Source organism: Pseudomonas sp. LPH60 (assembly GCF_030718165.1).
In the GTDB taxonomy this organism is placed as follows: domain Bacteria; phylum Pseudomonadota; class Gammaproteobacteria; order Pseudomonadales; family Pseudomonadaceae; genus Aquipseudomonas; species Aquipseudomonas danubii.
Genome location: NZ_JAVAJH010000003.1, coordinates 570,265 through 595,773, shown reverse-complemented (window position 1 = coordinate 595,773; position 25,509 = coordinate 570,265). Strand labels below are relative to the sequence as shown.

At 63.5% G+C, this 25,509-nt stretch carries 22 protein-coding genes; 11 read left to right on the top strand and 11 right to left on the bottom strand.

The genetic code is table 11. The features are described 5' to 3' along the window. Positions 1 to 7 precede the first annotated feature (7 nt). Complete coding sequence (gene recO, locus Q8O96_RS13140) at positions 8 to 697, top strand: DNA repair protein RecO (RefSeq protein WP_102861279.1); 690 nt, start codon at positions 8 to 10, stop codon at positions 695 to 697. A 132-nt stretch (positions 698 to 829) separates the two neighbouring features. Next, positions 830 to 1,576 carry a pyridoxine 5'-phosphate synthase gene (pdxJ, locus tag Q8O96_RS13135; RefSeq protein ID WP_047301928.1) on the top strand — a complete coding sequence of 249 codons (747 nt, stop codon included), beginning with the start codon at positions 830 to 832 and terminating at the stop codon, positions 1,574 to 1,576. A gap of 64 nt (positions 1,577 to 1,640) precedes the next feature. On the opposite strand, the gene mltF is transcribed toward pdxJ, so the two are convergent. Next, positions 1,641 to 3,101 (bottom strand): membrane-bound lytic murein transglycosylase MltF, encoded by a 1,461-nt coding sequence (gene mltF, locus Q8O96_RS13130; protein WP_102861280.1) that lies wholly within the window; start codon positions 3,099 to 3,101, stop codon positions 1,641 to 1,643. A 287-nt stretch (positions 3,102 to 3,388) separates the two neighbouring features. Here mltF and purL point away from each other — a divergent pair, with 287 nt between their 5' ends. Further along, the gene (gene purL, locus Q8O96_RS13125; protein ID WP_305948921.1) at positions 3,389 to 7,285 is read left to right on the top strand and encodes a phosphoribosylformylglycinamidine synthase; all 3,897 of its coding nucleotides are present in this window, start codon (positions 3,389 to 3,391) and stop codon (positions 7,283 to 7,285) included. A gap of 5 nt (positions 7,286 to 7,290) precedes the next feature. Next, the gene (locus Q8O96_RS13120) at positions 7,291 to 7,602 is read left to right on the top strand and encodes a YqfO family protein (RefSeq protein WP_102861282.1); all 312 of its coding nucleotides are present in this window, start codon (positions 7,291 to 7,293) and stop codon (positions 7,600 to 7,602) included. Positions 7,603 to 7,725: 123 nt separating this feature from the next. Here the strand turns inward: Q8O96_RS13120 and nagE are convergent, their stop codons facing one another. The 7 genes from nagE to Q8O96_RS13085 all read right to left on the bottom strand — a co-directional run bounded on the left by nagE (position 7,726) and on the right by Q8O96_RS13085 (position 16,254). Continuing rightward, positions 7,726 to 9,432 (bottom strand): N-acetylglucosamine-specific PTS transporter subunit IIBC, encoded by a 1,707-nt coding sequence (nagE, locus tag Q8O96_RS13115; RefSeq protein ID WP_305948920.1) that lies wholly within the window; start codon positions 9,430 to 9,432, stop codon positions 7,726 to 7,728. A gap of 22 nt (positions 9,433 to 9,454) precedes the next feature. Beyond that, entirely contained in the window at positions 9,455 to 11,977 is a 2,523-nt protein-coding gene (gene ptsP, locus Q8O96_RS13110) for a phosphoenolpyruvate--protein phosphotransferase (protein ID WP_305948919.1), read from the bottom strand. A 27-nt stretch (positions 11,978 to 12,004) separates the two neighbouring features. Then, positions 12,005 to 13,027 carry an SIS domain-containing protein gene (locus Q8O96_RS13105; RefSeq protein WP_305948918.1) on the bottom strand — a complete coding sequence of 341 codons (1,023 nt, stop codon included), beginning with the start codon at positions 13,025 to 13,027 and terminating at the stop codon, positions 12,005 to 12,007. After that, positions 13,008 to 14,114 (bottom strand): N-acetylglucosamine-6-phosphate deacetylase, encoded by a 1,107-nt coding sequence (gene nagA / locus Q8O96_RS13100; protein WP_102861286.1) that lies wholly within the window; start codon positions 14,112 to 14,114, stop codon positions 13,008 to 13,010. Before nagA ends, Q8O96_RS13105 begins: the two co-directional genes overlap by 20 nt. Before the next feature lie 29 nt (positions 14,115 to 14,143). Further along, entirely contained in the window at positions 14,144 to 14,875 is a 732-nt protein-coding gene (locus tag Q8O96_RS13095; RefSeq protein WP_102861287.1) for a GntR family transcriptional regulator, read from the bottom strand. Between the two features lie 274 nt (positions 14,876 to 15,149). Then, positions 15,150 to 15,653, bottom strand: a complete 504-nt coding sequence (locus tag Q8O96_RS13090) for a murein L,D-transpeptidase family protein (RefSeq protein WP_305948917.1) — start codon at positions 15,651 to 15,653, stop codon at positions 15,150 to 15,152. Between the two features lie 49 nt (positions 15,654 to 15,702). Beyond that, positions 15,703 to 16,254 carry an NUDIX hydrolase gene (locus tag Q8O96_RS13085; RefSeq protein WP_102861289.1) on the bottom strand — a complete coding sequence of 184 codons (552 nt, stop codon included), beginning with the start codon at positions 16,252 to 16,254 and terminating at the stop codon, positions 15,703 to 15,705. A 146-nt stretch (positions 16,255 to 16,400) separates the two neighbouring features. On the opposite strand from Q8O96_RS13085, the gene Q8O96_RS13080 reads away from it, so the two are divergent. From Q8O96_RS13080 to purT, 5 genes are all read left to right on the top strand, one after another. Then, the gene (locus Q8O96_RS13080) at positions 16,401 to 17,000 is read left to right on the top strand and encodes a CoA pyrophosphatase (RefSeq protein WP_305948916.1); all 600 of its coding nucleotides are present in this window, start codon (positions 16,401 to 16,403) and stop codon (positions 16,998 to 17,000) included. A 55-nt stretch (positions 17,001 to 17,055) separates the two neighbouring features. Continuing rightward, positions 17,056 to 17,580, top strand: a complete 525-nt coding sequence (locus Q8O96_RS13075; RefSeq protein ID WP_102861291.1) for a gamma carbonic anhydrase family protein — start codon at positions 17,056 to 17,058, stop codon at positions 17,578 to 17,580. Beyond that, positions 17,577 to 17,792, top strand: a complete 216-nt coding sequence (locus Q8O96_RS13070; protein ID WP_102861292.1) for a DUF1289 domain-containing protein — start codon at positions 17,577 to 17,579, stop codon at positions 17,790 to 17,792. Before Q8O96_RS13075 ends, Q8O96_RS13070 begins: the two co-directional genes overlap by 4 nt. 132 nt (positions 17,793 to 17,924) lie before the next feature. Further along, entirely contained in the window at positions 17,925 to 18,392 is a 468-nt protein-coding gene (locus Q8O96_RS13065; protein ID WP_047301943.1) for a VUT family protein, read from the top strand. A 99-nt stretch (positions 18,393 to 18,491) separates the two neighbouring features. Beyond that, positions 18,492 to 19,673 carry a formate-dependent phosphoribosylglycinamide formyltransferase gene (gene purT / locus Q8O96_RS13060; protein WP_102861294.1) on the top strand — a complete coding sequence of 394 codons (1,182 nt, stop codon included), beginning with the start codon at positions 18,492 to 18,494 and terminating at the stop codon, positions 19,671 to 19,673. Positions 19,674 to 19,750: 77 nt separating this feature from the next. Here the strand turns inward: purT and Q8O96_RS13055 are convergent, their stop codons facing one another. From Q8O96_RS13055 to Q8O96_RS13045, 3 genes are all read right to left on the bottom strand, one after another. Continuing rightward, on the bottom strand, positions 19,751 to 21,067 hold the full coding sequence (locus tag Q8O96_RS13055; protein WP_115581666.1) for an MFS transporter: 1,317 nt from the start codon (positions 21,065 to 21,067) through the stop codon (positions 19,751 to 19,753). Between the two features lie 301 nt (positions 21,068 to 21,368). Continuing rightward, positions 21,369 to 22,598, bottom strand: coding sequence for an HlyC/CorC family transporter (locus Q8O96_RS13050; RefSeq protein WP_250329130.1), 1,230 nt, complete (start codon positions 22,596 to 22,598; stop codon positions 21,369 to 21,371). A 9-nt stretch (positions 22,599 to 22,607) separates the two neighbouring features. Beyond that, positions 22,608 to 23,420 (bottom strand): inner membrane protein YpjD, encoded by an 813-nt coding sequence (locus tag Q8O96_RS13045; RefSeq protein ID WP_102861297.1) that lies wholly within the window; start codon positions 23,418 to 23,420, stop codon positions 22,608 to 22,610. A 208-nt stretch (positions 23,421 to 23,628) separates the two neighbouring features. Here Q8O96_RS13045 and ffh point away from each other — a divergent pair, with 208 nt between their 5' ends. Both ffh and rpsP read left to right on the top strand, forming a co-directional pair. Then, positions 23,629 to 25,005 carry a signal recognition particle protein gene (gene ffh, locus Q8O96_RS13040; RefSeq protein WP_102861298.1) on the top strand — a complete coding sequence of 459 codons (1,377 nt, stop codon included), beginning with the start codon at positions 23,629 to 23,631 and terminating at the stop codon, positions 25,003 to 25,005. Positions 25,006 to 25,254: 249 nt separating this feature from the next. Then, entirely contained in the window at positions 25,255 to 25,506 is a 252-nt protein-coding gene (gene rpsP, locus Q8O96_RS13035) for a 30S ribosomal protein S16 (protein ID WP_007927680.1), read from the top strand. The last annotated feature ends 3 nt before the right edge of the window (positions 25,507 to 25,509 follow it).

Here is a 25,509-nt window from a genome sequence, read left to right as displayed (position 1 = left end):
CGCAACCATGTCCAGCACCGCTCCAGTCGGCCAACTTGCCTACGTCCTGCACAGCCGCGCCTACCGCGAAAGCAGTGCATTGGTGGATTTCCTTACCCCCCAAGGTCGCCTGCGCGCTGTCCTGCGCAACGCACGGGGCAAGGCCGGTACCCTGGCGCGACCCTTCGTTCCTCTGGAAGTCGAGTTTCGCGGCCGTGGCGAGCTGAAGAACGTCGGGCGCATGGAAAGTGCCGGCATCGCATCCTGGCTCAATGGCGAAGCGCTGTTCAGTGGTCTGTATCTGAATGAACTGCTGATCCGCCTGCTACCGGCGGAAGATCCCCATCCGGCGGTATTCGACCACTACGCCGCCACCTTGCTGGCCCTGGCCGAAGGCCGGCCCCTGGAGCCCCTGCTGCGGGCCTTTGAGTGGCGCCTGCTGGACGATCTGGGCTACGGCTTCGCCCTGGACAGCGACATCCACGGCGCGCCCATCGCTGCCGATGGGCTGTATCGCCTGCAGGTGGATGCCGGACTGGAGCAGGTGTTCCTGCTGCAACCGGGCCTGTTCAATGGCACCGAGCTGCTGGCCATGGCCGAGGCCGACTGGAGCGCTCCTGGCGCGTTGTCGGCAGCCAAGCGCCTGATGCGCCAGGCCCTGGCCGTGCACCTGGGCGGCCGGCCCCTGGTCAGTCGCGAGCTGTTTCGCAAGCCTTGAGCCTGGCTGTTGTCTGACCGTCGGCATCGGTAGTCCATCTGGCGCCGCCATTGTGCGTTCGCGCAAATGGCAACAGACCCTGTTCTCCCCGTATGCTGTGCGCCGAATCTTCATTTACTCAGGAGCGCTTTCGTGACCACCAGCAATCGCATTCTTCTCGGCGTGAACATCGATCACGTTGCCACCCTGCGTCAGGCCCGCGGCACTCGTTACCCGGACCCGGTCAAGGCCGCGCTGGACGCTGAAGAAGCGGGCGCCGACGGCATCACCGTGCACCTGCGCGAAGACCGTCGGCATATCCAGGAGCGCGATGTGCTGCTGCTCAAGGACGTACTGCAGACCCGCATGAATTTCGAGATGGGCGTCACCGAAGAAATGATGGCTTTTGCCGAGCGCATCCGCCCGGCGCATATCTGCCTGGTGCCGGAAACCCGCCAGGAGCTGACCACTGAAGGAGGACTTGACGTGGCCGGGCAGGAAGCGCGGATCAAGGCGGCGGTGGAGCGCTTGTCGAAAATCGGTGCCGAAGTGTCCCTGTTTATCGACGCTGACGAGCGTCAGATCGAGGCCTCCAAGCGCGTCGGCGCACCGGCCATCGAGTTGCACACGGGTCGCTATGCCGATGCCCAGACGCCGAGTGAAGTGGCCGATGAGCTGCAGCGTATCGTCGACGGGGTTGCCGTGGGCTTGGCCCAGGGGCTGATCGTCAATGCTGGCCATGGCCTGCACTACCACAACGTTGAAGCGGTGGCGGCGATCAAGGGCATCAATGAGTTGAACATCGGCCATGCCCTGGTGGCTCATGCCCTGTTCGTCGGTTTCAAGGGAGCGGTAGCCGAGATGAAAGCGCTGATCCTGGCGGCTGCAGCCAAGGCCTGATTGCTCTTCGCCGGCAAGCTGATTCCTGCAACCTCTGTAGGAGCCGGCTTGCCAGCGAAGGTTTTCAGAGCGGCGGATTGTCTTCCGTCGGCTTGGTCTTGTTGACCCCGGGGACGTGCAGGTTGCCCTCGGCGACCTGATCGCCTTCCAACTGCGGCTGGGTCACCCAGGTCAGGATGTCGTAGTAGCGCCGGATGTTGGCCACGAAATGCACCGGCTCGCCGCCTCGGGCATAGCCGTAGCGGGTCTTGCTATACCACTGCTTCTGCGACAGCCGCGGCAGCATCTTCTTCACATCCAGCCACTTGTTCGGGTTCAGGCCTTCCCGTTCTGCCAGCTTGCGGGCGTCGTCCAGGTGGCCGGTGCCGACGTTGTAGGCGGCGAGAGCGAACCAGGTACGGTCCGGCTCCTCGATCTTGTCGTCCAGTTGTTCCTTGATGTAGGCCAGGTACTTGGCGCCGCCGCTGATGCTCTGCTTGGGGTCCAGGCGGTTGGACACGCCCATGGCCTGGGCAGTGTTCTGGGTCAGCATCATCAGTCCGCGCACGCCAGTCTTGGAGGTGACCTCGGCCTGCCACATGGATTCCTGGTAACCCACGGCCGCCAGGAGTCGCCAGTCCACCTTTTCCTGTTTGGCCGAGGCCTTGAAGTGCTTCTCGTACTTGGGCAGGCGCTGCTGCAGGTGCTGGGCGAAGGTGTAGGCGCCGACATAACCGAGCACGTCCACGTGACCGTAATAGCGGTCCTTGAGGCGTTGCAGGGTGCCGTTCTTCTCGACCTTGTCGAGGAAGCTGTTGATTTCGTTGAGCAGGCTGTTGTCGTCACCGGCGGCCACGGCCCAACTCTGGCTGCGGGCGTCCCCGAGGTCGAAGGCCACCCGCACCTTGGGGAAGTACACCTGGTTCATCGCCAGTTCGTTGGAGTCCACCAGGGTCAGGTCGATCTGTCCCTCGTCCACCATGCGCAGCAGGTCCACGACTTCCACGGCGTCGGACTCTTCGTATTCGATCCCGGGGTACTTGAGCTTGAGCTCCGCCAGTTGCTCTGCGTGACTGCTGCCCTTGAGCACCATGATGCGCTTGCCCACCAGGTTCTGTGCGCTGGTGGGCCGGGACTGGCCATTGCGATAGATGACTTGCGGGGTGACTTCCAGATACGGATGGGAAAACCGGACTTGCTGCTTGCGCTTTTCGCTGCCGACCAGGCCGGCGGCGGCCAGCACCGGGCCCTTGGGTTGACCCAGTTGGTTGAACAGATCGTCGAGGTTGTCGGCGGTCTCGATCTTCAGCTCCACCCCTAGATCATCGGCGAAGCGCTTCACCAGCTCGTACTCGAAGCCGGTTTCGCCGTTGCGGTCCTGAAAGTAGGTGGCGGGGCTGTTACGGGTGATCACCCGCAGCACGCCATCCTCCTTTACGCGCTCAAGGGTGCTGGGTTTCTCAACACAGGCGCCGAGCATCAGGAAGAGTCCGGTTACGATGAGCCACTTGGCGCAGCGCGGACGTAAAGCCATAGGGGAAAACATTGGCGCAGTATACGCAAAGGATAACGGCCGCCATATCTCGACAGCGAAGGGCTTGTCTGCTAGCGCCGGGTGGCCTGGGCTGGAGGCCTCAAGAATGGGGCTTCGGGCGTCTATGTGACGATTAAAATAACCTACGGCAATGACCTTGATGAGCCTTTGTTATAGGCCGTCGGGTCTGGGCCGACGTCCGGGGGCACCCCGGTTTGCGTTTCGAGTGCCGATGCCAACGGTTTACGTTAGAATGCACGGCCTCAAAGCACACCCCCCTTCCCGAGGCTGTCCCGAAGATGTTGATCCTGCGCGGCGCTCCTGCCCTTTCTGCCTTTCGCCACAGCAAACTCCTTGAGCAACTGAGCCAGAAGGTTCCGGCTGTCAGTGGCTTGTATGCTGAATTCGCTCACTTCGCCGAAGTCACCGGCGTCCTGACCGGCGACGAACAGCAGGTGCTTGCGCGCCTTCTGAAGTACGGCCCAAGTGTTCCGGTACAAGAGCCGACCGGCCGTCTGTTCCTGGTCTTGCCGCGTTTCGGCACCATCTCGCCCTGGTCGAGCAAGGCCAGCGACATCGCCCGTAACTGTGGCCTGGCGAAGATCCAGCGCCTGGAGCGTGGTATCGCTTTCTACGTCGCCGGTGAGTTCAGCGACGCTGACGCGCAGTTGATCGCCGAAGCGCTGCACGATCGCATGACTCAGATCGTCGTGGGTAACCTGGAGCAGGCTGCCGGCTTGTTCAGCCACGCCGAACCCAAGCCGCTGACGGCCATCGACATTCTCGGCGGTGGTCGCGCCGCGTTGGAAAAAGCCAACAGCGAACTGGGCCTGGCCCTGGCCGAAGACGAAATCGATTACCTGATGAACGCCTTCCAGGGCCTCAAGCGTAATCCCCACGACATCGAACTGATGATGTTCGCCCAGGCCAACTCCGAGCACTGTCGCCACAAGATTTTCAACGCCAGTTGGGACATCGACGGCCAGAGCCAGGAAAAAAGCCTGTTCGGCATGATCAAGAACACCTACCAGATGCACAGCGAAGGTGTGCTTTCTGCTTATAAGGACAACGCGGCGGTCATCGTCGGTTCCGTTGCCGGGCGTTTCTACCCGAACCCTGATACCCGCCAATACGGTGCGGTGCAGGAGCCGGTGCACATCCTGATGAAGGTCGAGACCCACAACCACCCGACTGCCATTGCTCCATTCCCTGGCGCCTCCACCGGTTCCGGCGGCGAAATCCGTGACGAAGGCGCTACCGGTCGCGGCGCCAAGCCGAAAGCCGGCCTCACCGGTTTTACCGTGTCCAACCTGCAGATCCCGGGCTTCGAGCAGCCGTGGGAAGTGCCGTATGGCAAGCCAGAGCGCATCGTCACCGCCCTCGACATCATGATCGAAGGCCCGCTGGGCGGCGCTGCGTTCAACAACGAATTCGGCCGTCCGGCCCTGACCGGTTATTTCCGTACCTTCGAGCAATCCATTACCACGCCTCGTGGCGATGAAGTTCGTGGTTACCACAAGCCGATCATGCTGGCAGGCGGCATGGGCAATATCCGTGACGAACACGTGCAGAAAGGCGAGATCATCGTCGGCTCCAAGCTGATCGTCCTCGGCGGTCCGGCCATGCTCATCGGTCTGGGCGGCGGCGCGGCATCCTCCATGGCCACCGGCACCAGCTCGGCGGACCTGGATTTTGCTTCGGTACAACGTGAAAACCCGGAAATGGAACGCCGTTGCCAGGAAGTCATCGACCGTTGCTGGCAACTGGGGGACAACAACCCCATCAGCTTCATCCACGACGTGGGTGCCGGCGGCCTGTCCAACGCCTTCCCGGAACTGGTCAACGACGGCGGCCGTGGCGGTCGCTTCGAACTGCGCAACATCCCCAACGACGAGCCGGGCATGGCCCCGCACGAAATCTGGTCCAACGAATCCCAGGAGCGTTATGTCCTGGCGGTGGGCGCAGCAGACTTCGAGCGCTTCAAGGCCATCTGCGAGCGCGAGCGTTGCCCATTCGCGGTGGTCGGCGAAGCCACTGCCGAGCCACAGCTGACCGTGACCGACAGCCACTTCGGCAACAGCCCGGTGGACATGCCGCTGGAAGTGCTGCTGGGCAAGGCCCCGCGCATGCACCGTTCGGCGGTTCGGGAAACCGAGTTGGGTGATGATTTCGATCCAAGCAGCCTGGATATCGCCGAGAGCATCGAGCGCGTTCTGCACCACCCGGCCGTGGCCAGCAAGAGCTTCCTGATCACCATCGGCGACCGCACCATCACCGGCCTCGTGGCCCGTGACCAGATGGTCGGCCCGTGGCAGGTGCCGGTGGCCGACGTGGCCGTGACCGCCACCAGTTTCGACGTCTACACCGGTGAAGCCATGGCCATGGGCGAGCGCACGCCGCTGGCCCTGCTGGATGCCCCGGCGTCCGGCCGCATGGCGATCGGCGAAACCCTGACCAACATCGCGGCGTCGCGGATCAACAAGATCAGCGACATCAAGCTCTCCGCCAACTGGATGTCGGCTGCCGGCCACCCGGGCGAAGACGCGCGTCTGTACGACACCGTCAAGGCCGTGGGCATGGAGCTGTGCCCAGAGCTGGGCATCACCATCCCGGTGGGCAAGGACTCGATGTCCATGGCCACCCGCTGGAACGAAGAAGGCGTGGACAAGAGCGTCACCTCGCCGCTGTCGCTGATCGTCACCGGCTTCGCGCCTGTGGCGGACATTCGTCAGACCCTGACCCCGCAACTGCGCATGGACAAGGGCACCACCGACCTGATCCTGATCGACCTCGGTCGCGGTCAGAACCGCATGGGCGCCTCGATCCTGGCCCAGACCCACGGCAAGCTCGGCAAGCAAGCGCCGGACGTCGATGACGCCGAAGACCTGAAAGCCTTCTTTGCGGTGATCCAGGGCCTCAACGCCGACGGTCACCTGCTGGCCTACCACGACCGTTCCGATGGCGGTCTGCTGGTCACTGCCGTGGAAATGGCCTTCGCCGGTCACTGCGGCCTGAACCTGAGCCTCGACGCTGTCGCGGAAAACGCTGCGGAAATCGCCGCCATCCTGTTCAACGAAGAGCTGGGTGCGGTGATCCAGGTGCGTCAGGACGCCACTCCTGACGTGCTGGCCCAGTTCAGCGCCGCCGGCCTGGGCGACTGCGTGGCCGTGATCGGCCAGCCGATCAACAACGGTGAAGTGAGCATCTCCTACAACGGCGAAAGCGTATTCACCGGCCAGCGTCGTCTGCTGCAGCGTCAGTGGGCAGAAACCAGCTACCAGATCCAGCGCCTGCGGGACAACGCCGAGTGCGCCGAGCAGGAATTCGATGTCCTGCTGGAAGAAGACAACCCGGGCCTGAGTGTCAAGCTGGGCTTCGACGTCAACCAGGACATCGCCGCGCCGTACATCAAGAAAGGCGTGCGTCCCCAGGTGGCGGTGCTGCGTGAGCAGGGCGTCAACGGCCAGGTGGAAATGGCTGCGGCTTTCGACCGCGCCGGCTTCAATGCCATCGACGTGCACATGAGCGACATCCTCGCCGGTCGTGTCGACCTCAACGACTTCAAGGGCATGGTTGCCTGCGGCGGCTTCTCCTACGGCGACGTACTGGGTGCCGGTGAAGGCTGGGCCAAGTCGGCGCTGTTCAACAGCCGCGCGCGGGATGCCTTCCAAGGCTTCTTCGAACGTACCGACAGCTTCACCCTGGGTGTGTGCAACGGTTGCCAGATGATGTCCAACCTGCACGAGCTGATCCCGGGCAGCGAGTTCTGGCCGCACTTCGTGCGCAACCGCTCCGAGCAGTTCGAAGCCCGGGTAGCCATGGTCCAGGTCCAGGAGTCGAACTCGATCTTCCTGCAGGGCATGGCCGGTTCGCGGATGCCGATTGCCATCGCCCACGGTGAAGGTCATGCGGAGTTCGAAAGCGAAGAGGCGCTGCTGGAAGCCGATCTGTCCGGCTGCGTGGCCCTGCGCTTCGTCGACAACCACGGCAAGGTCACCGAGCGTTACCCGGCCAACCCGAACGGCTCGCCGCGCGGGATCACCGGCCTCACCAGCCGCGACGGTCGCGTCACCATCATGATGCCGCACCCTGAGCGGGTGTTCCGTGCCGTGCAGAACTCCTGGCGTCCGGATGACTGGAACGAAGACGCGGCGTGGATGCGCATGTTCCGCAACGCTCGCGCCTGGGTGAACTGAGACTGATGTACAAGCTCAGCTTCTTCGTGCCTCCCAGCCATGTGGAGCAGGTCAAGAGCGCCGTATTTGCCGCCGGTGGCGGACGTATCGGCGCCTATGACCAGTGCGCCTGGCAGGTGCTCGGCCAGGGCCAGTTTCGCCCGCTGGACGGCAGCCAGCCGTTTCTCGGGCAGACCGGTCAGGTGGAGCGAGTGGAGGAATGGAAAGTCGAGCTGGTGGTGGCCGATGAACTGATTGCTGATGCAGTGGCGGCCCTCAAGCAGAGCCATCCCTACGAGACGCCGGCCTATGAAGTCTGGCGTCTGGAAGCGTTCTGAGGTTATCCACCGATAAAAAGCCCGCTGCACCGGAGACGGTCAGCGGGCTTTTTTGTGGGCCTTTTCAGGCAAGCCGGCACCTATAGGAACGGTGTAGGTGCCGGCTTGCCGGCGAAGGCGGCTTCAGACGCTCGCCTCCACCTTCTTGTGCAGCAGCGTTTGCAGAGCGGTCTGCAATCCCCCAGCCTTCTCGCCAATCAGCACGTGCCAGACATCCCCCTCCAGGCGCCGCGTACCCTGGCAGCCCAGGGCATTGAGCGCCGACTCCGACAGACTGCGGCTGTCACTGAGTTGCACCCGCAAACGGGTCAGGGCCACGCAATCCATCTGCAACAGATTTTCCCGACCACCCAAGGCGTTGAGCCACTGCTGGGCTTCCTGGTTGGATACTTCGATCGATTGGGACGCCTCGACTGGTGCCGCTGGCGCCGCGACCGGGGTTGCCACCGGCAGCGCTAGACGAATCTGGTCGGCGATACTGTCGGCCATCGGTCCCACCACCACCTGCAAGCTGCCGCCCTTGCCGGGGCGTACCACAGCCATGGCGCCCAAGGTTTTCAGTTCGGCGTCCACAGCCAGGCTGCGATCCGCCAGTTCCAGGCGCAGGCGCGTGGTGCAAGCGCCGACAGTGATCAGGTTGCTCGCGCCGCCCAGGGCCTTGATGTAGGCCGCGGCACGCTGATCGGCGTTGAGTTCGGATTTCTCGCCGGATGGGCTGTCTTCGCGTCCCGGTGTCTTCAGGTTGAAGCGGCGGATGCAGAAGTCGAACACCAGGTAGTACACCACCGCATACAGCAGCCCCACCGGAAACACCTTCCAGCCATTGGTGGAACGGCCCCAGCCCAGGGCCATGTCGATGGCACCACCGGAGAAGGTGAAGCCCAGGTGGATGTTCAGCAGATTGGTCAGGGCCATGGCCAGGCCCGTCAGCAGTGCATGCACCAGGTACAACAGGGGCGCGAGGAACATGAAGGCGAATTCGATGGGCTCGGTGACCCCGGTCAGAAAGGAGGTCAGGGCCATGGACAGGAAGATCCCGCCCATCACCTTGCGCCGCTCCGGCCGGGTGTTGCGGTACATCGCCAGGCAGGCGGCGGGCAGGCCGAACAGCATCACCGGGAACATCCCGGTCATGAACTGGCCGCCTTTGGGGTCGCCGGCGAAATAGCGGGTCAGGTCGCCAGTGACCACCGCGCCGGTGCTCGGGTCGGTGAAACTGCCAAAGATGAACCAGGCCATGTTGTTGAGGATGTGGTGCAGGCCGGTGATGATCAGCAGGCGATTGAACACACCGAAGACGAAGGCGCCGAAGCTGCCGCTTTCCAGCAGCAACTGGCCAAAGCTGTTGATGCCGTGCTGGATTGGCGGCCAGATCAGACCGAACGCCACCCCCAGGCCCACGGCGGTAAAGCCGGTGGCGATGGGCACGAAGCGCCGACCGCCGAAAAACGCCAGGTACTCCGGCAGTTTGATGTCCTTGAAGCGGTTGTACAGCGCGCCGGCCATCAGCCCGCTGATGATCCCGGCGAGCATGCCCATGTTGATGCTGGCGTCCAGCACCTTGAGGGTCGAGATCATCACCAGGTAGCCAATGGCCCCGGCGAGTCCGGCGGTGCCGTTGTTGTCCTTGGCAAAGCCCACGGCGATGCCGATGGCGAAGATCAGCGCCAGGTTGCCGAAGATCGACTGTCCGGCATCGTGGATGATGGGAATGTTCAGCAGATCGGTGTCACCCAGGCGCAGCAGCAGGCCGGCAATCGGCAGGATGGCAATGGGTAGCATCAGCGCCCGGCCGAGGCGTTGCAGGCCCTCGATGAAATACTGGTACATGGCGTCTCTCCTGGAATTCTTGTTATGAGTGCAGAGGCCAAAGCCGTTCGCAGGCCTGACGGACTGCGGTGGCGCCGGGCAGGTTGAGCAGCGGTTGGCTGAGGTTGCGGCATTGGCCGGCGTCCAGTTGGCGAACCCGGTCCTTGATCTCGCCGATCTGAGGCGGGCTGACCGACAGCTCGCTGACCCCCAGGCCAATCAGGACGGGGGTGGCCAGCGGATCGGAAGCCAGTGCACCGCAAACCCCGACCCAGCGTCCGTGGCGCTCGGCGCCGGCACAGGTCTGAGCGATCAGCCGCAGCAGGGCGGGGTGCAGGGCATCGACCCGGGCTGCCAGGCCAGCGTGGTCGCGGTCCATGGCCAGGGTGTACTGGGACAGGTCGTTGGTGCCGATGGACAGGAAGTCGGCGTGTTCCGCCAGTTGCTCGGCCATCAGCGCGGCAGCCGGTACTTCGATCATCACCCCCAGCTCCGGGCGCTGGCTCAGTCCCAGTTCCACCGCAAGCCGATCCAGGCGCTGACGGATATGCAGCAGTTCGGCCACTTCGGTGACCATGGGCAGCATGATCCGGCAGCGCTGCACCGGGCTGACCTGGAGCAGCGCCCGCAGTTGCTGGTCCAGCAGTTCCGGGCGGGCCTGGGCCAGGCGGATGCCCCGCAGGCCCAGCACTGGGTTGGCTTCCACTGGCAGAGGCAGGTAGTCCAGTTGCTTGTCGCCGCCGACATCGATGGTGCGGATGATCACCGGCTTGTCGCCCATGGCATCCAGCACCGCTTGATAGGCCTGTAGCTGCTCGGCTTCATCCGGAGCGGTCAGGCGATCGACGAACAGGAACTCGGTGCGCAGCAGGCCGACGCCATCAGCGCCACCCTGGTGGGCGTCCCGGGCTTCATTGCTGGAAGCCACGTTGGCTACCACCTCGATCTGCTGGCCGTCCTGGGTCAGGGCGGACTCATGGGCTTTTTGCTGTTGCAGTGCACGGCGCTGGCGTAGGGTTTCACCAGCCTGTTGCACCTGTGCGATGCGCTGCGGGTCGGGTGCCAGTTCCAGGCGCCCGCCGTCGGCATCCAGCACCACCTGGCGGTCGCCGTCCAGGCCCAGCACTTCCGGACCCATGGCCACCAGACAGGGCAGGCCTTTGCCGCGGGCGAGGATCGCCACATGGGAGGTGGCGCCACCGGCGGCCATGCACAGCCCGGCCACGCCCTGGGCGCTGAGTTGCAACAGGTCGGAAGGGGTCAACTCCTCAGCGGCGACGATCGCTCCGGGTGGCAGGTCGTAGTGCCAGGCTTCGCCCAGCAAGGCCCGCAGAACGCGTTGCTGCAGGTCTCGCAGGTCGTTGGCGCGTTCGGCCAGCAGCGGATTGTCCAGTTGTTGCAGGACCTGGCACTGCTCGGCAATCGCCGCGCTCCAGGCGTGGGTGGCGGCGCGTCCCTGGGCGATGGCCGCGTCGGCCGCGTCCAGCAGGGTCGGGTCTTCGAGCAGGGCCAGGTGGGCGCTGAAAATGTCCTGTTCCTGCTGGTCGCGGCGTTGCCGGGCCTGCTCCAGGGTGTGGCGGATTTCTCCGCGCACCTGCTCCAGGGCAGCACTCAATGCCTGTCGTTGGGGCTCGGGCGGATGCTGGCCATGATCCTCTGCCAGGACCATGGCGTTGAGCCGCACCAATGGCCCGGACACCAGGCCCGGTGCGGCGCAGACGCCCGGCAGCACGCCATCTTCCACGGGGCGTTGGGCGACCGGTGCCGGTGCCGGGGTTTCGCCATGGGCATCTGCGGCCATGGCGGTACCGAGGGTCAGCAGCATCGCCTGCAAGGCGTCCTGGCAATCGGCGCCCTGGCAATTGACCAGCACTTCATCCTGTTCACCGATACCCAGGCTCATCAGGGCGATCAGGCTGGTGCAGGGGGCGCTCTTGTCCTTGAAGGTCAGTTGCGAATGGCTGTTGAAACCCAGGGCGGTCTGGCGCACCAGGGCGGCTGGGCGGGCATGCAGTCCGCCGCGATGGGCCACCTTGATCCGGGCGCTGGCCTGCTGCTCGGATGGCTCTTGCGCCAGCGGTTGCGGGTCAGCGTTGGCACGGCGGCTGATGTGCAGCAACGGCTCGCCCACCTTGACCGCGGACAGGGGCAGGGGGCGCAGGTCGAAGCTCTCGCCGTTGGTCAGGATCAACAGGCTGATCAGGCTTCGGCAATGCTGCGCCACATGGTCCAGGTCAACCCGCAGCAGGGGCTGGCCGGCGCTGACCTGCTGGCCTTGCTCCACCAGCAGGGCAAACCCTTCACCTTGCAGTTCGACGGTGTCCAGCCCCAGGTGCAACAGCAGTTCGGCGCCGTTGGCCGCCCGCAGGGTCACGGCGTGCCCGGTGCGAGCCACTTGGATCACTTCACCGGCGCAAGGGGCGTGCAGGGTGTCGTTGAGCGGGTCGATGGCAATCCCGTCACCCATGGCGCCACTGGCGAATACCGGGTCGGGGACGCTGTGTAGCGGCAGGACAGGCCCGCTGAGGGGGGCACTGAGCGTCAGGTCGTTATTGTTGTTGTGCATGGCGCAGTACTCATCGATCAAAAGGGCTTAGTGCGTGCGGGTCACTTTGCTCAGGTGACGCGGCTGGTCGGGGTCCATGCTGCGGGCTTCGGCCAGGCCGGCGGCCATCACATAGAAACTCTGGATCGCCAGGATCGGGTCCAGCGCCGGGTGTTCCGCGCGGCTCAGGGTCAGGTCCCGTTCGCCGATGTCATCCGGTGCCGCCAGCAGCACCTTGGCGCCGCGCTGGCGCATGTCGGCGGCCAGGCTCAGCAGGCCGCCCTGTTCGGCGCCCCGGGGGGCGAACACCAGCAACGGGTAGTCGTGGTCGATCAGGGCCATCGGGCCATGGCGCACTTCGGCGCTGCTGAAGGCTTCGGCCTGGATCGCCGAGGTCTCCTTGAGCTTGAGCGCGGCCTCCTGGGCGATGGCGAAGCCGGCACCGCGGCCGATGACCATCAGCCGCTGGCAATCGCGCAGGGCGTTGACCGCCAGGTCCCAGTCCAGGGTCGCGGCCTGTTGCAGGCCTTCGGGCAGCGCCAGGCCGGCTTCCAGCAGGTGGCTGTCCTCGTTCCAGTGACCGATCAGCCGGGCGCTGGCGCTGAGGGTGGCAATGAAACTCTTGGTCGCGGCCACGCTCTGCTCGGTGCCGGCGTACAGCGGCAGGGAGAATTCGCTGGCGGCTTCCAGTGGGCTGTTTTGTGCGTTGACCATGGCCACGCTCAGGGCTCCGCGCTTGCGCAGCAGGCGCACGCTGTTCACCAGGTCCGGGCTCTGGCCCGATTGCGAGAAGGCGAACACCGCCTGGCCGCTGACCCGCAGGGGGGCCTGTTGCATGGTCACCACCGACATCGGCAGTGAGGCCACCGGGATGCCCACCTGTTGCATGGTCAGGTAGGCGAAGTAGCTGGCGGCATGGTCGGAACTGCCCCGGGCCACAGTCATGGCCACTTGTGGCGGCTGGCGACGCAGGCGGCCGGCGACTTCGAGCAGCGACGCATCCAGGTGCTGCAGTTGACTGCTTACGGCAGCGTGCGAGGACAGGGCCTCTTCAAGCATTTTTGAAGTCAATGTCTTCTCCTTCGACCATGACGGCGGTCAGTGTGAGTGCGCGGTCCAGGCGCACGCTGTCGGCCCAGCTGCCAGGTTGCAGACGGCCGCGTTCAGGGATGCCGAGGTAGTCGGCGGGAAATTGCGACAGGCGTTGGGAAGCGTCCGCCAGGGGCAGGCCGATCTTCACCAGATTGCGCAGGGCCTGGTCCATGGTCAGGGTGCTGCCGGCCAGGGTGCCGTCCGGCAGGCGCACGCCGCCCAGGCACTTGGTCACGGTGTGGCTGCCCAGTTGGTACTCGCCGTCGGGCATGCCGGCGGCCGCGGTGGAGTCGGTGACGCAATACAGGCAGGGGATCGAGCGCAGGGCCACGCGCATGGCGCCGGGGTGCACGTGCAGCAGGTCTGGGATCAGTTCGGCGTACTGGGCATGAGCCAGGGCCGCACCGACGATGCCCGGCTCGCGGTGATGCAGCGGGCTCATGGCGTTGTACAGGTGAGTGAAACTGGTGGCGCCGGCGGCGAGGGCGGCCACGCCTTCTTCGTAGCTGCCCAGGGTGTGGCCGATCTGCATGCGCACGCCACGGGCGCTGAGAGCACGGATCAGGGCGTCGTGGCCGGCGATTTCCGGGGCGATGGTGATCACCCGGATGGGCGCCAATTGCAGGTACTTCTCCACTTCCGCCATGAGCGCGGTGTGGGCGAAGTTGGGTTGTGCACCGAGCTTGCCGGGATTGATGTACGGGCCTTCCAGGTGCACGCCGAGGACCCTGGCGCAGCCCTGGGGGCGCTGTTCGGCGTAGGTTCCAAGCTCAGCCAGAACCTGACTGATTTCCGCGCTGGGTGCGGTCATGGTGGTGGCCAGCAGCGAGGTGGTGCCGAAACGCACATGGGTACGGGTGATGGTCTCGAAGGCTGTGCGGCCTTGCATGACGTCCTTGCCGCCACCGCCGTGGACGTGCAGGTCGATGAAGCCCGGCAGCAGGTAGGGCAGGTCGTTGTCCGCCGGGTCGCAGGGGCTGCCTTCGATGGCGACGACCTTGCCGTCCTGGTGGATCAGGCGGCCGCGGACCCAGCCTTGGGGCGTGAGGATATTGTCTTCGGACATGGGCGTTTCTCTGGCTCCAGGGGGCGGATTCAGCGTCGCAGTTCGGCGACGAAGTCGTAGTAGTCGTTGCGGCAATAGGTGTCGGTGACTTCGATCGGTGTGTTGTCTTCCAGGTAGCCAACCCGGGTCATCAGCAGCATGGCGGTGCCGGGGGCGATGCCCACCAGGGCGGCGAATTCGTCCGACGCGTTGATCGCCTGGATGTGCTGCAGGGCCCGGACCACGGGACGGCCGATGCTGTCGAGGTACTCGTAGAGCGAATCGCCGACGGCCTCGGGCTGGGCAATGATGCTGGCCGGCAAGGTACTCATCTCGATCGCCATGACCGCATCGTCGGCTTTGCGCAGGCGCTTGAGGCGCGCCACCTTGTCGTTGGGCGACAGCCCGAGGCGGATCAGCTCTTCGTGGGTCGGCGGGGTCAGTGTGCGTTCCAGCCATTGCGAGCCGGGGACGAAACCTTTGAGGCGCAGCATTTCGCTGAAGCCGGAAAGGCGCGACAGCGGTTGCTCAAGGCGCGGGGTAATGAAAGTGCCCGAGCCCTGGCTGCGCCGGATCAGGCCCCGTTCGAAGAGGACTTCCAGGGCCTTGCGCGCAGTCACCCGGGAGATGCCCAGCAGTTCGCTGAGGTTGCGTTCCGAAGGCAGCGCCTGTTCGGCTTTCCATTGGCCGGAGTGAATCGCCGCTTCCAGGTTGCGAGCCAGTTGCAGGTACAGCGGGGTCGGCTGAGTGTCGTCGGGACGCAGGGTCAGGAGGTGATTCATCTGTAGGTTTTCCGATGCGGTTATGAGGTTGTTGTCGCCCGGTAATGCCGAAAAACTAATACCACTTAAATACCATGTCAACGCCACCTATCAGGTGGAGGTGCAGTAAATCCGGCGCTTTCGGGGTGCTTAGGAGGATAAAGGATTGAAGTGGTATTAGGCAGGTCTGGCCGCGAAGGCTATAGCTCGAGGTGGCGACCCGCGGTGGGTCGCCAAGTGGTATGCGCGCTGGAGGAGGGCGGCGGGGAGGAAAATATTTTTTGTGCTGGAGGGATTAAGGGCGAATTTCGATCAGGGTGCCGTCTTTGACCAGGCTCCAGACTTCGCGCATGTCGACATTGCGCATGGCGATGCAGCCGTCGGTCCAGTCCAGGGTGTGGAAGTACTGCTCGGGAAACTCTTCGGTGTCTGGAGTGCCATGGATCATGATCATGCCGCCGGGATCGACCCCTTCGCGACGCGAGCGGGCAGCATCGGTGATGTTCGGGTAGGAGATGTGCATGGCCAGGTTGTAGCGGTCGCTGGTCTTGCGCCAGTCGAGCCAGTAGAGGCCTTCGGGGGTGCGTTTATCGCCTTCCATGAGCTTGGGCCCCTTGGGCTTCTTGCCCAGGGAGATCCGATAGGTTTTCAGGGGCTTGCCGCCATTGATCAACTGCAGTTGATGGGCGGACTTGAGCACCAGGACCTTTTCGATGACCTTGCCGTCCAGGGTTTCCACCGTGGAGGCCTGAGACAGAGTGACGACGGAACAGCACAGCAGGGCAAGCAACCAGCGCATTGACACGATATCCCCAGGCGCGCACAGAGTCCGTGCACGTTTTTATTGTTTAACTGATGGCAGGCTGAGAGAGCGGCGGAATGGATTCGGAGCGTACGGCATAAGCCTGTGCCCGCCGGTCAGCGAAGAAGCATTCTAAGGTACGACCGACGGTGCGGAAAGCCAGCTCGGACCAAGGGATATCGGCTTCGTCGAACAGCTGCACCTCCAGGCTCTCTGGACCGGCGGCAAAGTCCAGGTCCGCCAGCTCGGCGCGAAAGAATACATGCACCTGGCTGATGTGCGGCACGTCGATCAGGGTGTAGATATTCAGGTTGCGCACCCGGGCGCAGGCTTCCTCGAAGGTTTCGCGGATGGCCGCCTGTTCCACCGTTTCGCCGTTTTCCATGAAACCCGCCGGCAGGGTCCAGTAGCCCAGGCGCGGTTCGATGGCGCGACGGCAGAGCAATACCTTGCCCTCCCAGGTGGCCAGGCAGCCGGCAACGATGTTGGGGTTCTGGTAATGGATGGTCTGGCAGTGATCGCAGACAAAGCGCAGGCGCGAATCGCCTTCGGGAATGCGCTGGGTTACCGGGTTGCCGCACTGGCTGCAAAATTTCATGAGGGGTATCCGAAAAGGCTGGGGCTATCTTGGCGCGCCGCCCGATTGTCGGCAAGTTGTCGTTAAGCGACATGCCCGAGAGCAGGGGTTGGGCCACCGATTGGATTGGTGCATGATGCACGGTAGCCAACAGATCGAGATGCCTCATGCTGGACGAGCTACTTCATCGGGTAAGCCATTACACGCCAAGAACGCTGGAGACCGACCGACGTTTTCCCGAGGCTGCGGTGCTGGTGCCCATCACCCGCAGCGATGAACCGGAGCTGGTGCTGACCCTGCGCGCCAGCGGGCTTTCGACCCATGGTGGTGAAGTGGCCTTCCCCGGTGGTCGGCGCGATCCGGAAGACCCGGATCTGATCTTCACCGCGCTACGGGAGGCCGAAGAAGAAATCGGCCTGCCGCCGGGACTGGTGGAAGTCATCGGCCCCTTGAGCCCACTGATTTCCCTGCACGGGATCAAGGTCACACCCTACGTCGGGGTGATTCCCGACTATGTCGAATACCAGGCCAATGATGCCGAGATCGCTGCCGTTTTCAGCGTCCCTCTGGCGTTCTTTCGCCAGGACCCCCGTGAACACACCCACCGCATCGACTATCAGGGCCGCAGTTGGTACGTCCCCAGCTACCGCTTCGGCGAGTACAAGATCTGGGGTCTGACCGCGATCATGGTGGTCGAACTGGTCAACCTGCTGTACGACGCCGATATCAGCCTGCATCACCCGCCGAAATCCTTTATCGACACCTGAAGCCATGGCTTGGCATGGCATAAACCGCGGCTGCCTGACCCATAAGGACAACAAGATGAAATACCGCCTGGGCGATGCCCGAGTCGACACCCATCCACAGAGTTGGGTGGCCCCGAACGCCACCTTGGTGGGTAAGGTCAAGCTGGAAGAGGGGGCCAGTGTATGGTTCAACGCCGTGTTGCGTGGCGACAACGAGCTGATCCTGATCGGCAAGCACAGCAACGTCCAGGACGGGGCCGTGATGCACACCGACATGGGCTTTCCGCTGACCCTGGGCACCGGCGTGACCATCGGCCATAACGCCATGCTGCATGGCTGCACCGTGGGCGATTACAGCCTGATTGGTATCAACGCGGTCATTCTCAATGGCGCGAAGATCGGCAAGAACTGCATCATCGGCGCCAATTCGCTGATCGGCGAAGGCAAGGAAATACCTGACGGTTCGCTGGTCATGGGCTCGCCGGGCAAAGTGGTTCGCGAACTGACCGATGCTCAGAAGAAAATGCTCGAAGCCAGCGCCGCCCACTACGTTCATAATGCTCAACGTTATGCCCGAGACCTGGTTGAGCAAGAACAATGACTGCCCCTGAAAGACCCGTCGCCTCGCCTTGCGTGAGCATCTGTGCCCTGGATGAGCAGGACATCTGCACCGGCTGTCAGCGCACGGTGGATGAAATCACCCGCTGGAGTCGCATGGACAACAGTGAGCGCCGCGCAGTCCTGGCCCTGTGCCATGAGCGAGCCAAATCCAGTGGCTTGCTGTGGATGATCGGCTCCAGCTCGGCAAGCTGATCCGCCCGTTCGCCGGCAAGCCAGCTCCCGCAGGCGATGCGTAGGAGCCCGCTTGCCGGCGCAAGGGTTTCTTGGCCCAACCCCGGGCCTGCAGTAACCTGTGCTCCTTCCCGATAGGTACCCTTGGCCCCCATGCTTTTCCTGATCACCTATATCAGCAGCGTCGTGCTGATCAATTACGCCTTTTCCGTCGCGCCGCAACTGGATATCGTCTGGTCGGCCTGGGGCGGGCTGGTGTTTGTCCTGCGGGACATGGTGCAGACTCGCTTCGGCCATGGCGCCATCGTCGCCATGTTGGCGGCCCTGGTGTTGTCCTATGTCACCTCCGACCCGACCATTGCTCTGGCCAGTGCCACGGCATTCGCCGTCTCGGAATGCATCGACTGGCTGGTGTTCAGCATCACCAAGCGGCCCCTGCATGATCGCCTGTGGATCAGTTCGGCCCTGAGCATTCCCCTGGATACCTTCATCTTCTACGGCATGATCGATGCGCTGACCCCCGGGGTCGTGCTGACCGCCCTGGGGTCGAAGTTCGCCGGGGTCACCGTGGTCTGGCTGGCGATGGCCTGGCGTTTGCGCAAAGCGGCGTGCGCCGGCTGAGTCAAACCCCGCGGTTCATGTAAAATGCCGCGCTCTTTCCCCATGGGTCGCCCGCCTGGCGCTCGGCCCTCGATGATCCGCTCCTTTGAGGACCTTCAGATGACTCGTATCGGAACTCCATTGTCGCCAACCGCGACCCGCGTCTTGCTTTGTGGCTGTGGTGAGTTGGGCAAGGAAGTGGTGATCGAGCTGCAACGCCTGGGTGTCGAGGTGATTGCCGTGGACCGCTACGCCAATGCGCCGGCGATGCAGGTGGCCCATCGCAGCCACGTGATCAACATGCTCGACGGTGCGGCCCTGCGGGCGGTGATCGAGGCTGAGAAGCCGCACTTCATCGTTCCGGAAATCGAAGCCATCGCTACCGCGACCCTGGTGGAACTGGAAGCTGAAGGCTTCACCGTAATCCCCACCGCCCGGGCCACTTCGCTGACTATGAACCGTGAAGGCATTCGTCGTCTGGCGGCTGAGGAGCTGGACCTGCCGACCTCGCCTTACCATTTCGCCGATACCTTCGAAGACTATTCCAAGGCGGTGCAAGACCTGGGTTTCCCTTGCGTGGTCAAGCCGGTGATGAGCTCCTCGGGCAAGGGCCAGAGCCTGCTGCGCAGTGACGATGACGTACAGAAAGCCTGGGACTACGCCCAGGAAGGCGGGCGTGCCGGCAAGGGCCGGGTGATCATCGAGGGCTTCATCGATTTTGACTACGAGATCACCCTGCTGACCGTGCGCCACGTAGGCGGCACCACTTTCTGTGCGCCGGTCGGTCATCGTCAGGAAAAGGGCGACTACCAGGAATCCTGGCAGCCTCAGGCCATGAGCCCCAAAGCCCTGGCCGAATCCGAGCGGGTGGCCAAGGCAGTGACCGAAGCCCTGGGCGGCCGCGGCCTGTTCGGCGTGGAGCTGTTCATCAAGGGCGATCAGGTGTGGTTCAGCGAAGTGTCGCCGCGTCCCCATGACACCGGCCTGGTGACCCTGATTTCCCAGGATCTGTCGCAGTTCGCCCTGCATGCGCGGGCGATCCTCGGCTTGCCGATTCCGCTGATCCGTCAGTTCGGTCCATCGGCTTCGGCAGTGATTCTGGTAGAAGGCAAATCCACCCAGACCGCGTTCGCCAACCTCGGCGTCGCCCTGAGCGAGCCGGACACTGCGCTGCGCCTGTTCGGCAAGCCTGAGGTCAACGGCCAGCGCCGCATGGGCGTGGCTCTGGCTCGTGATGAGTCGATCGAGGCCGCCCGGGCCAAGGCGACCCGGGCTGCGCAAGCGGTAGTGGTCGAACTCTGAGAAACATCGCGAGCAAGCTGGCTTCCACAAGGTTTGCATTGAACCTGTAGGAGCGAGCTTGCTCGCGAAGCGGTCGCTCAGACGACCCGATTCAGATCGTTATTGCGCGTTTCCTTCAAGCACAGCACCGCGATCAAGCTCAGGATCGCCGCCCCCGACACATACCCGCCTACCCAGCTCAACCCGCCCATCGCCACCAGTTTCTGGGCGAAGAAGGGGGCGGCCGATGCACCGACAATGCCCCCCAGGTTGTAAGCCGCTGAAGCGCCGGTATAGCGCACGTGGGTCGGAAACAGTTCCGGCAGCAGTGCGCCCATCGGGGCGAAGGTCACCCCCATCAGGAACAGCTCAATGCACAGAAACAGTGCTACACCGGCGGTGGAGCCCTGAGTCAGCAAGGGTTCCATGGTGAAGCCGGAGAGAATAGCCAGCACGGCACCGACAACCAGCACGGGCTTGCGCCCGAAACGGTCGCTGGCCCAGGCCGACAGGGGCGTGGCCGCGGCCATGAACAGCACTGCGAAACACAGCAGGCCGAGGAAGGTTTCCCGGCTGTAGCCCAGGGTCGCGACGCCGTAGCTCAGGGAAAATACTGTGGAAATGTAGAACAGCGCGTAGCACACCACCATCGACGCGGCGCCCAGCAGCACTGGCAGCCAGTACTGGCTGAAGAGCTCCACCAGTGGCATTTTCACCCGTTCCTGGCGTGCCACGGCGTTGGCGAACACCGGGGTTTCGTGCAGCTTCAGGCGCACATACAGGCCCACCATCACCAGCGCCGCGCTGAGCAGAAACGGAATGCGCCAGCCCCAGGAGCGGAACTGTTCGTCATCCAGGCCCATGGCCAGGGCCAGGAACAGGCCGTTGGCGGCGAGAAAGCCGATGGAGGGGCCCAGTTGCGGGAACATGCCGAACCAGGCGCGTTTGCCTGCCGGGGCGTTTTCCGTGGCCAGCAGAGCGGCGCCGCCCCATTCACCGCCCAGTCCGAGGCCCTGGCCGAAGCGCAGCACGCAAAGCAGGATCGGTGCCCAGGCGCCAATGCTGTCGTAGCCCGGCAGCACGCCGATCAGGGTGGTGCACACCCCCATCAGCAGCAGGGAGGCGACCAGGGTCGATTTGCGTCCGATACGGTCGCCAAAGTGGCCGAACAGCGCCGAGCCCAGGGGGCGGGCGAGGAAGGCAATGCCAAAGGTCAGAAAGGCCGAGAGCATCTGGGCGGTGCCGGACGTCTGGGGGAAGAATACCGGTCCGATCACCAGCGCAGCGGCGGTGGCATAGACGTAGAAATCATAGAACTCGATGGCGGTGCCGATAAAACTGGCGGTGGCCACCCGGGTGGTGGAATTGCTCGGTTGAGCGGGCGCGCAGGCGCTGTAGGCGGTGTTGGTCGTCATGCGGATATCCCTGACAGTCTGTGCTCCAGTGGAGCGAATTATTATGGTCGAGCACCCAGGGATGTGGGTTTGGCGCGGTCGTCACTCGGGATGGGAGTGGCGTCGAACAGTGGCGGGTGATGCCTGCAGGATCGTTCTCGGTGCGGGTAGCACGCGGATCTGCGGGGCTTGGGTAAGCAGCGCGATTATAGAAAGGCTGCTAACGATCCAACAAGGGCTGTGGTCGTTGGTGGTCTTGCGTGACTGCGCCAGGCCTCGAAACTCCTTTGCAGAGGTTCAAGGCGCAGGCATCAGCATAGAGTCAGGCTCGGGCGGGAACGCTGCTGGTGTGCCAGAGCAGCACGCGGCTGACGCGGTTTTCCTCGGTTTCGAGGATCTCCAGGCGGTAGCGGCCGATCTTCAGGCACACGGCGCTGTCGGGAATGGTTTCCAGGGCTTCGGTGACCAGGCCGTTGAGGGTCTTGGGGCCGTCGCTGGGCAGGTGCCAGCCCAGGCTCTTGTTCAGTTCACGGATCGATGCCGCGCCCTCCACCACATAACGGCCATCGGCCTGTGGCTGGATGTGAGGGTTGTCCAGGCTGTGCTCGTTTTCGAACTCGCCGACGATTTCTTCGAGGATGTCTTCCAGAGTGACGATACCCAGCACTTCGCCGTATTCGTCCACCACCATGCCCAGGCGCCGTTGCTGCTTGTGGAAATTGAGCAGTTGTAACTGCAACGGGGTGCTTTCGGGGACGAAGTAGGGTTCGTGGCAGGCGGCCAGCAGGGTTTCCTTGGTCAGGCTGGCGTCCGGCAGCAGGTGGCGGATCTGGCGGGTGTTGAGCACCGCTTCGACCTGGTTGATATCACTGTGGAATACCGGTAGCCGGGTGCGCTTGTTCAGGCGCAGTTGGGCAATGATCTCTTCGATCGGGTCGTCGAGGTTGATGCCCTGCACTTCGCTGCGGGGCACCAGGATGTCGTTGACGGTGATGTTGTCCAGGGCGTGGATGCCGGACAAGGCGTGGTGTTCCTGAGGCGCGGGCTCATCGTCCAGCAGCGCCGGATCGTCGTCGCTGTGCCTGACCGCGCTGGCCTTGGCAGCGAACGGGCGCAACAGCAACTGGCCGATGGCCTGCAGCAGCCAGGCCAGGGGATAGACAAGCTTCATGGGGATGGCCAGCAGGCTGTTGCCAAAGCTCAGAGTGCTTTCCGGGTAGCGCAAAGCCAGGGTGCGGGGCAAGTACTCGGCCAGTACCAGCAAGCCGCTGGTGCTGATCAGGCAGGCCAGCCAGGGGCCGTTTTCCGCCCAGTAGAACAGCGCCAGCAAGGTGCTGATGATCACCGCCAGGACTCGGCACAGGGTGTTGCACAGGATCAGGCTTTCCTTGGGGAAGGCCAGCTGTGCCGTCGGTTTGTCGCCTGAGCGTGAGCCGTTGCGTTGGGTCAGCAGGTGCTGCTGGGCGGCATCGATGGCAGTGAACAGCCCCGACCAGACGATCAGCAGGGCGATTACCGCGAGCATGGGCCCGGAGGGCAAGGAGTCGGTCATGGCCGGTCGTCAGATGTGCAGGATGTATTCACGAACCAGCTTGCTGCCGAAGTACGCCAGCATCAGCAGGCAAAAACCCGCGAGGGTCCAGCGAATCGCCTTGTGCCCGCGCCAGCCCAGGCGGTTGCGGCCCCACAGCAGCACGCTGAACACCACCCAGGCCAGGCAGGCCAGCAGAGTCTTGTGCACCAGGTGCTGGGCGAACAGGTTCTCGACGAACAGCCAGCCGGAGATCAGCGACAGCGACAGCAGGGTCCAACCGGCCCAGAGAAAACCGAATAGCAGGCTTTCCATGGTTTGCAGGGGCGGGAAGTTCCTGATCAGCCCGGAGGGGTGCTTGTTCTTCAGTTGATGGTCCTGCACCAGTAGTAAGAGGGACTGGAACACCGCAATGGTGAACATGCCGTAGGCCAGGATCGACAGCAGGATGTGGGCGAGAATTCCCGGTTCCTCATCGATCACCGGCACGGTTCCGGTAGGCACGAACTGCGCCAGGAGCGCAGTCAGGGCGCCGAGGGGGAACAGCAGCACCAGCAGGTTTTCCACGGGAATCCGCCAGCAGGCCAGCAAGGTCAGGGCGATGACCGCGGCAGCGATCAGGCTGGCAGCGCTGAAGAAGTCCAGGCCCAGGCCCGTCGGGGTCAGCAAATGGGTCAGCAGGCTGATGCCGTGGGCGAGCAGGGCCAGGATGCCCAGCATAACCAGCAGGCGCTTGTTTGCCTTGGCGCCGGTGGCCAGGCGAGAGCCTTGATAGAAGGTCGCAGCGGCATAAAGGACGGCGGCGGCGAGGGTGGGTAGCAAACTGGGTGACAAGGGGAGCATAAATCCTGTTAGGCAAGCCCGAAAGTCGCTGAGTTTGGCATAGAACCCACAGCCCTGAAAGACCACGCAAGCAGACGGCGAGGTGTCCGCCACGCACAGTCTTCGCTATAATCCGCGACCTGCCCACGCCGCAGGCTCATCGAGCACTTGTTTATTCCGCTCTGGGCCGCCATTACCCCGGTCTACCTTGGGCCTGAAAGGATCGAGCATGTTTGAAAACCTAACCGACCGTCTCTCGCAGACGCTGCGCCATGTCACCGGCAAGGCCAAGCTGACCGAGGACAACATCAAAGACACCCTGCGCGAAGTGCGCATGGCGCTGCTCGAAGCCGACGTTGCGTTGCCGGTGGTCAAGGACTTCGTCAACTCGGTGAAGGAGCGTGCGGTCGGCACCGAAGTGTCCCGCAGCCTGACCCCGGGCCAGGCCTTTGTGAAAATCGTCCAGGCCGAGCTGGAAAGCCTGATGGGCGCGGCCAACGAAGACCTCAACCTCAGCGCCGTGCCGCCAGCCGTGGTGCTGATGGCCGGTCTGCAAGGTGCGGGCAAGACCACCACCGCCGGCAAACTTGCGCGCTTCCTTAAAGAGCGCAAGAAAAAGAGCGTGATGGTGGTGTCCGCCGACGTCTACCGCCCGGCGGCGATCAAGCAGCTGGAGACCCTGGCCAACGACATCGGCGTGACCTTCTTCCCGTCGGACCTGAGCCAGAAGCCGGTGGCCATCGCCGAAGCAGCCATAAAGGAAGCGAAGCTCAAGTTCATCGACGTGGTGATCGTCGACACCGCCGGTCGCCTGCACGTCGACAGCGAGATGATGGACGAGATCCAGGCGCTGCATGCGGCGATCAAGCCGGTGGAAACCCTGTTCGTGGTCGACGCCATGACCGGTCAGGACGCCGCCAACACCGCCAAGGCCTTTGGTGACGCGCTGCCGCTGACCGGGGTGATCCTGACCAAGGTCGATGGTGACGCCCGTGGCGGTGCCGCACTGTCGGTGCGGGCCATCACTGGCAAGCCGATCAAGTTCATCGGTATGGGCGAGAAGACCGAGGCGCTGGAGCCATTCCACCCTGAACGTATCGCTTCGCGGATTCTTGGCATGGGCGACGTGCTCAGCCTGATCGAGCAGGCCGAGCAGACCCTCGACAAGGAAAAGGCCGACAAACTGGCCAAGAAGCTGAAGAAGGGCAAAGGCTTCGACCTCGAAGACTTCCGCGATCAGCTGCAACAAATGAAGAACATGGGCGGTCTGGGCGGCCTGATGGACAAGCTGCCGAACATCGGCGGCGTCAATCTGGCGCAGATGGGCAACGCACAGAATGCCGCTGAAAAGCAGTTCAAGCAGATGGAAGCCATCATCAACTCCATGACCCCGGCCGAGCGCCGCGACCCTGAGCTGATCAGCGGTTCGCGCAAGCGCCGGATCGCCATGGGTTCCGGTACCCAGGTGCAGGATATCGGCCGCTTGATCAAGCAGCACAAGCAGATGCAGAAGATGATGAAGAAGTTCTCCGCCAAGGGCGGGATGGCCAAGATGATGCGCGGCATGGGCGGCATGTTGCCCGGCGGCGGCATGCCGAAAATGTGAAGAATCCGCGCCGGCAGTCATGTCGGCGCTATTCCACGGGGACGTGGAATCTCGAGCAAACCCTCGATTGGGGCGTGCTCACTCGCTGCCGCTTGCGGCGGCTCCATAGCAAATCTGAGTGGCAGCCGATAGGCGCCGGAAAAAGTCATTTGCAAAAGTCCGGATATTCCTTAGAATATGCGGCCTTTCGGGCACCCATGCCCGCTGTGCATTTAGATTTGCAGCACCGACTACAGGAACGATGTTCACATGCTAACAATCCGTCTTGCCCTTGGCGGCTCCAAAAAGCGCCCGTTTTACCACTTGACCGTGACCGACAGCCGTAACCCACGCGACGGTTCGCACAAAGAACAAGTTGGCTTCTTCAACCCGATCGCTCGTGGTCAAGAAGTCCGCTTGTCCGTGAACCAAGAGCGCGTAGCCTACTGGCTGAGCGTTGGTGCACAGCCTTCTGAGCGTGTTGCTCAGTTGCTGAAGGAATCGGCTAAGGCTGCAGCCTGAACC

What these genes read in the sequence shown, in the direction of transcription:
- recO (WP_102861279.1), top strand. Translation starts at nt 8, where the DNA reads ATGTCCAGCACCGCTCCAGTCGGCCAACTTGCCTACGTCCTGCACAGC.
- mltF (WP_102861280.1), bottom strand. Translation starts at nt 3,101, where the DNA reads ATGTTTTCCCCTATGGCTTTACGTCCGCGCTGCGCCAAGTGGCTCATC.
- purL (WP_305948921.1), top strand. Translation starts at nt 3,389, where the DNA reads ATGTTGATCCTGCGCGGCGCTCCTGCCCTTTCTGCCTTTCGCCACAGC.
- Q8O96_RS13120 (WP_102861282.1), top strand. Translation starts at nt 7,291, where the DNA reads ATGTACAAGCTCAGCTTCTTCGTGCCTCCCAGCCATGTGGAGCAGGTC.
- nagE (WP_305948920.1), bottom strand. Translation starts at nt 9,432, where the DNA reads ATGTACCAGTATTTCATCGAGGGCCTGCAACGCCTCGGCCGGGCGCTG.
- ptsP (WP_305948919.1), bottom strand. Translation starts at nt 11,977, where the DNA reads ATGCACAACAACAATAACGACCTGACGCTCAGTGCCCCCCTCAGCGGG.
- nagA (WP_102861286.1), bottom strand. Translation starts at nt 14,114, where the DNA reads ATGTCCGAAGACAATATCCTCACGCCCCAAGGCTGGGTCCGCGGCCGC.
- Q8O96_RS13095 (WP_102861287.1), bottom strand. Translation starts at nt 14,875, where the DNA reads ATGAATCACCTCCTGACCCTGCGTCCCGACGACACTCAGCCGACCCCG.
- Q8O96_RS13090 (WP_305948917.1), bottom strand. Translation starts at nt 15,653, where the DNA reads ATGCGCTGGTTGCTTGCCCTGCTGTGCTGTTCCGTCGTCACTCTGTCT.
- Q8O96_RS13085 (WP_102861289.1), bottom strand. Translation starts at nt 16,254, where the DNA reads ATGAAATTTTGCAGCCAGTGCGGCAACCCGGTAACCCAGCGCATTCCC.
- Q8O96_RS13080 (WP_305948916.1), top strand. Translation starts at nt 16,401, where the DNA reads ATGCTGGACGAGCTACTTCATCGGGTAAGCCATTACACGCCAAGAACG.
- Q8O96_RS13075 (WP_102861291.1), top strand. Translation starts at nt 17,056, where the DNA reads ATGAAATACCGCCTGGGCGATGCCCGAGTCGACACCCATCCACAGAGT.
- Q8O96_RS13070 (WP_102861292.1), top strand. Translation starts at nt 17,577, where the DNA reads ATGACTGCCCCTGAAAGACCCGTCGCCTCGCCTTGCGTGAGCATCTGT.
- Q8O96_RS13065 (WP_047301943.1), top strand. Translation starts at nt 17,925, where the DNA reads ATGCTTTTCCTGATCACCTATATCAGCAGCGTCGTGCTGATCAATTAC.
- purT (WP_102861294.1), top strand. Translation starts at nt 18,492, where the DNA reads ATGACTCGTATCGGAACTCCATTGTCGCCAACCGCGACCCGCGTCTTG.
- Q8O96_RS13055 (WP_115581666.1), bottom strand. Translation starts at nt 21,067, where the DNA reads ATGACGACCAACACCGCCTACAGCGCCTGCGCGCCCGCTCAACCGAGC.
- Q8O96_RS13050 (WP_250329130.1), bottom strand. Translation starts at nt 22,598, where the DNA reads ATGACCGACTCCTTGCCCTCCGGGCCCATGCTCGCGGTAATCGCCCTG.
- Q8O96_RS13045 (WP_102861297.1), bottom strand. Translation starts at nt 23,420, where the DNA reads ATGCTCCCCTTGTCACCCAGTTTGCTACCCACCCTCGCCGCCGCCGTC.
- ffh (WP_102861298.1), top strand. Translation starts at nt 23,629, where the DNA reads ATGTTTGAAAACCTAACCGACCGTCTCTCGCAGACGCTGCGCCATGTC.
- rpsP (WP_007927680.1), top strand. Translation starts at nt 25,255, where the DNA reads ATGCTAACAATCCGTCTTGCCCTTGGCGGCTCCAAAAAGCGCCCGTTT.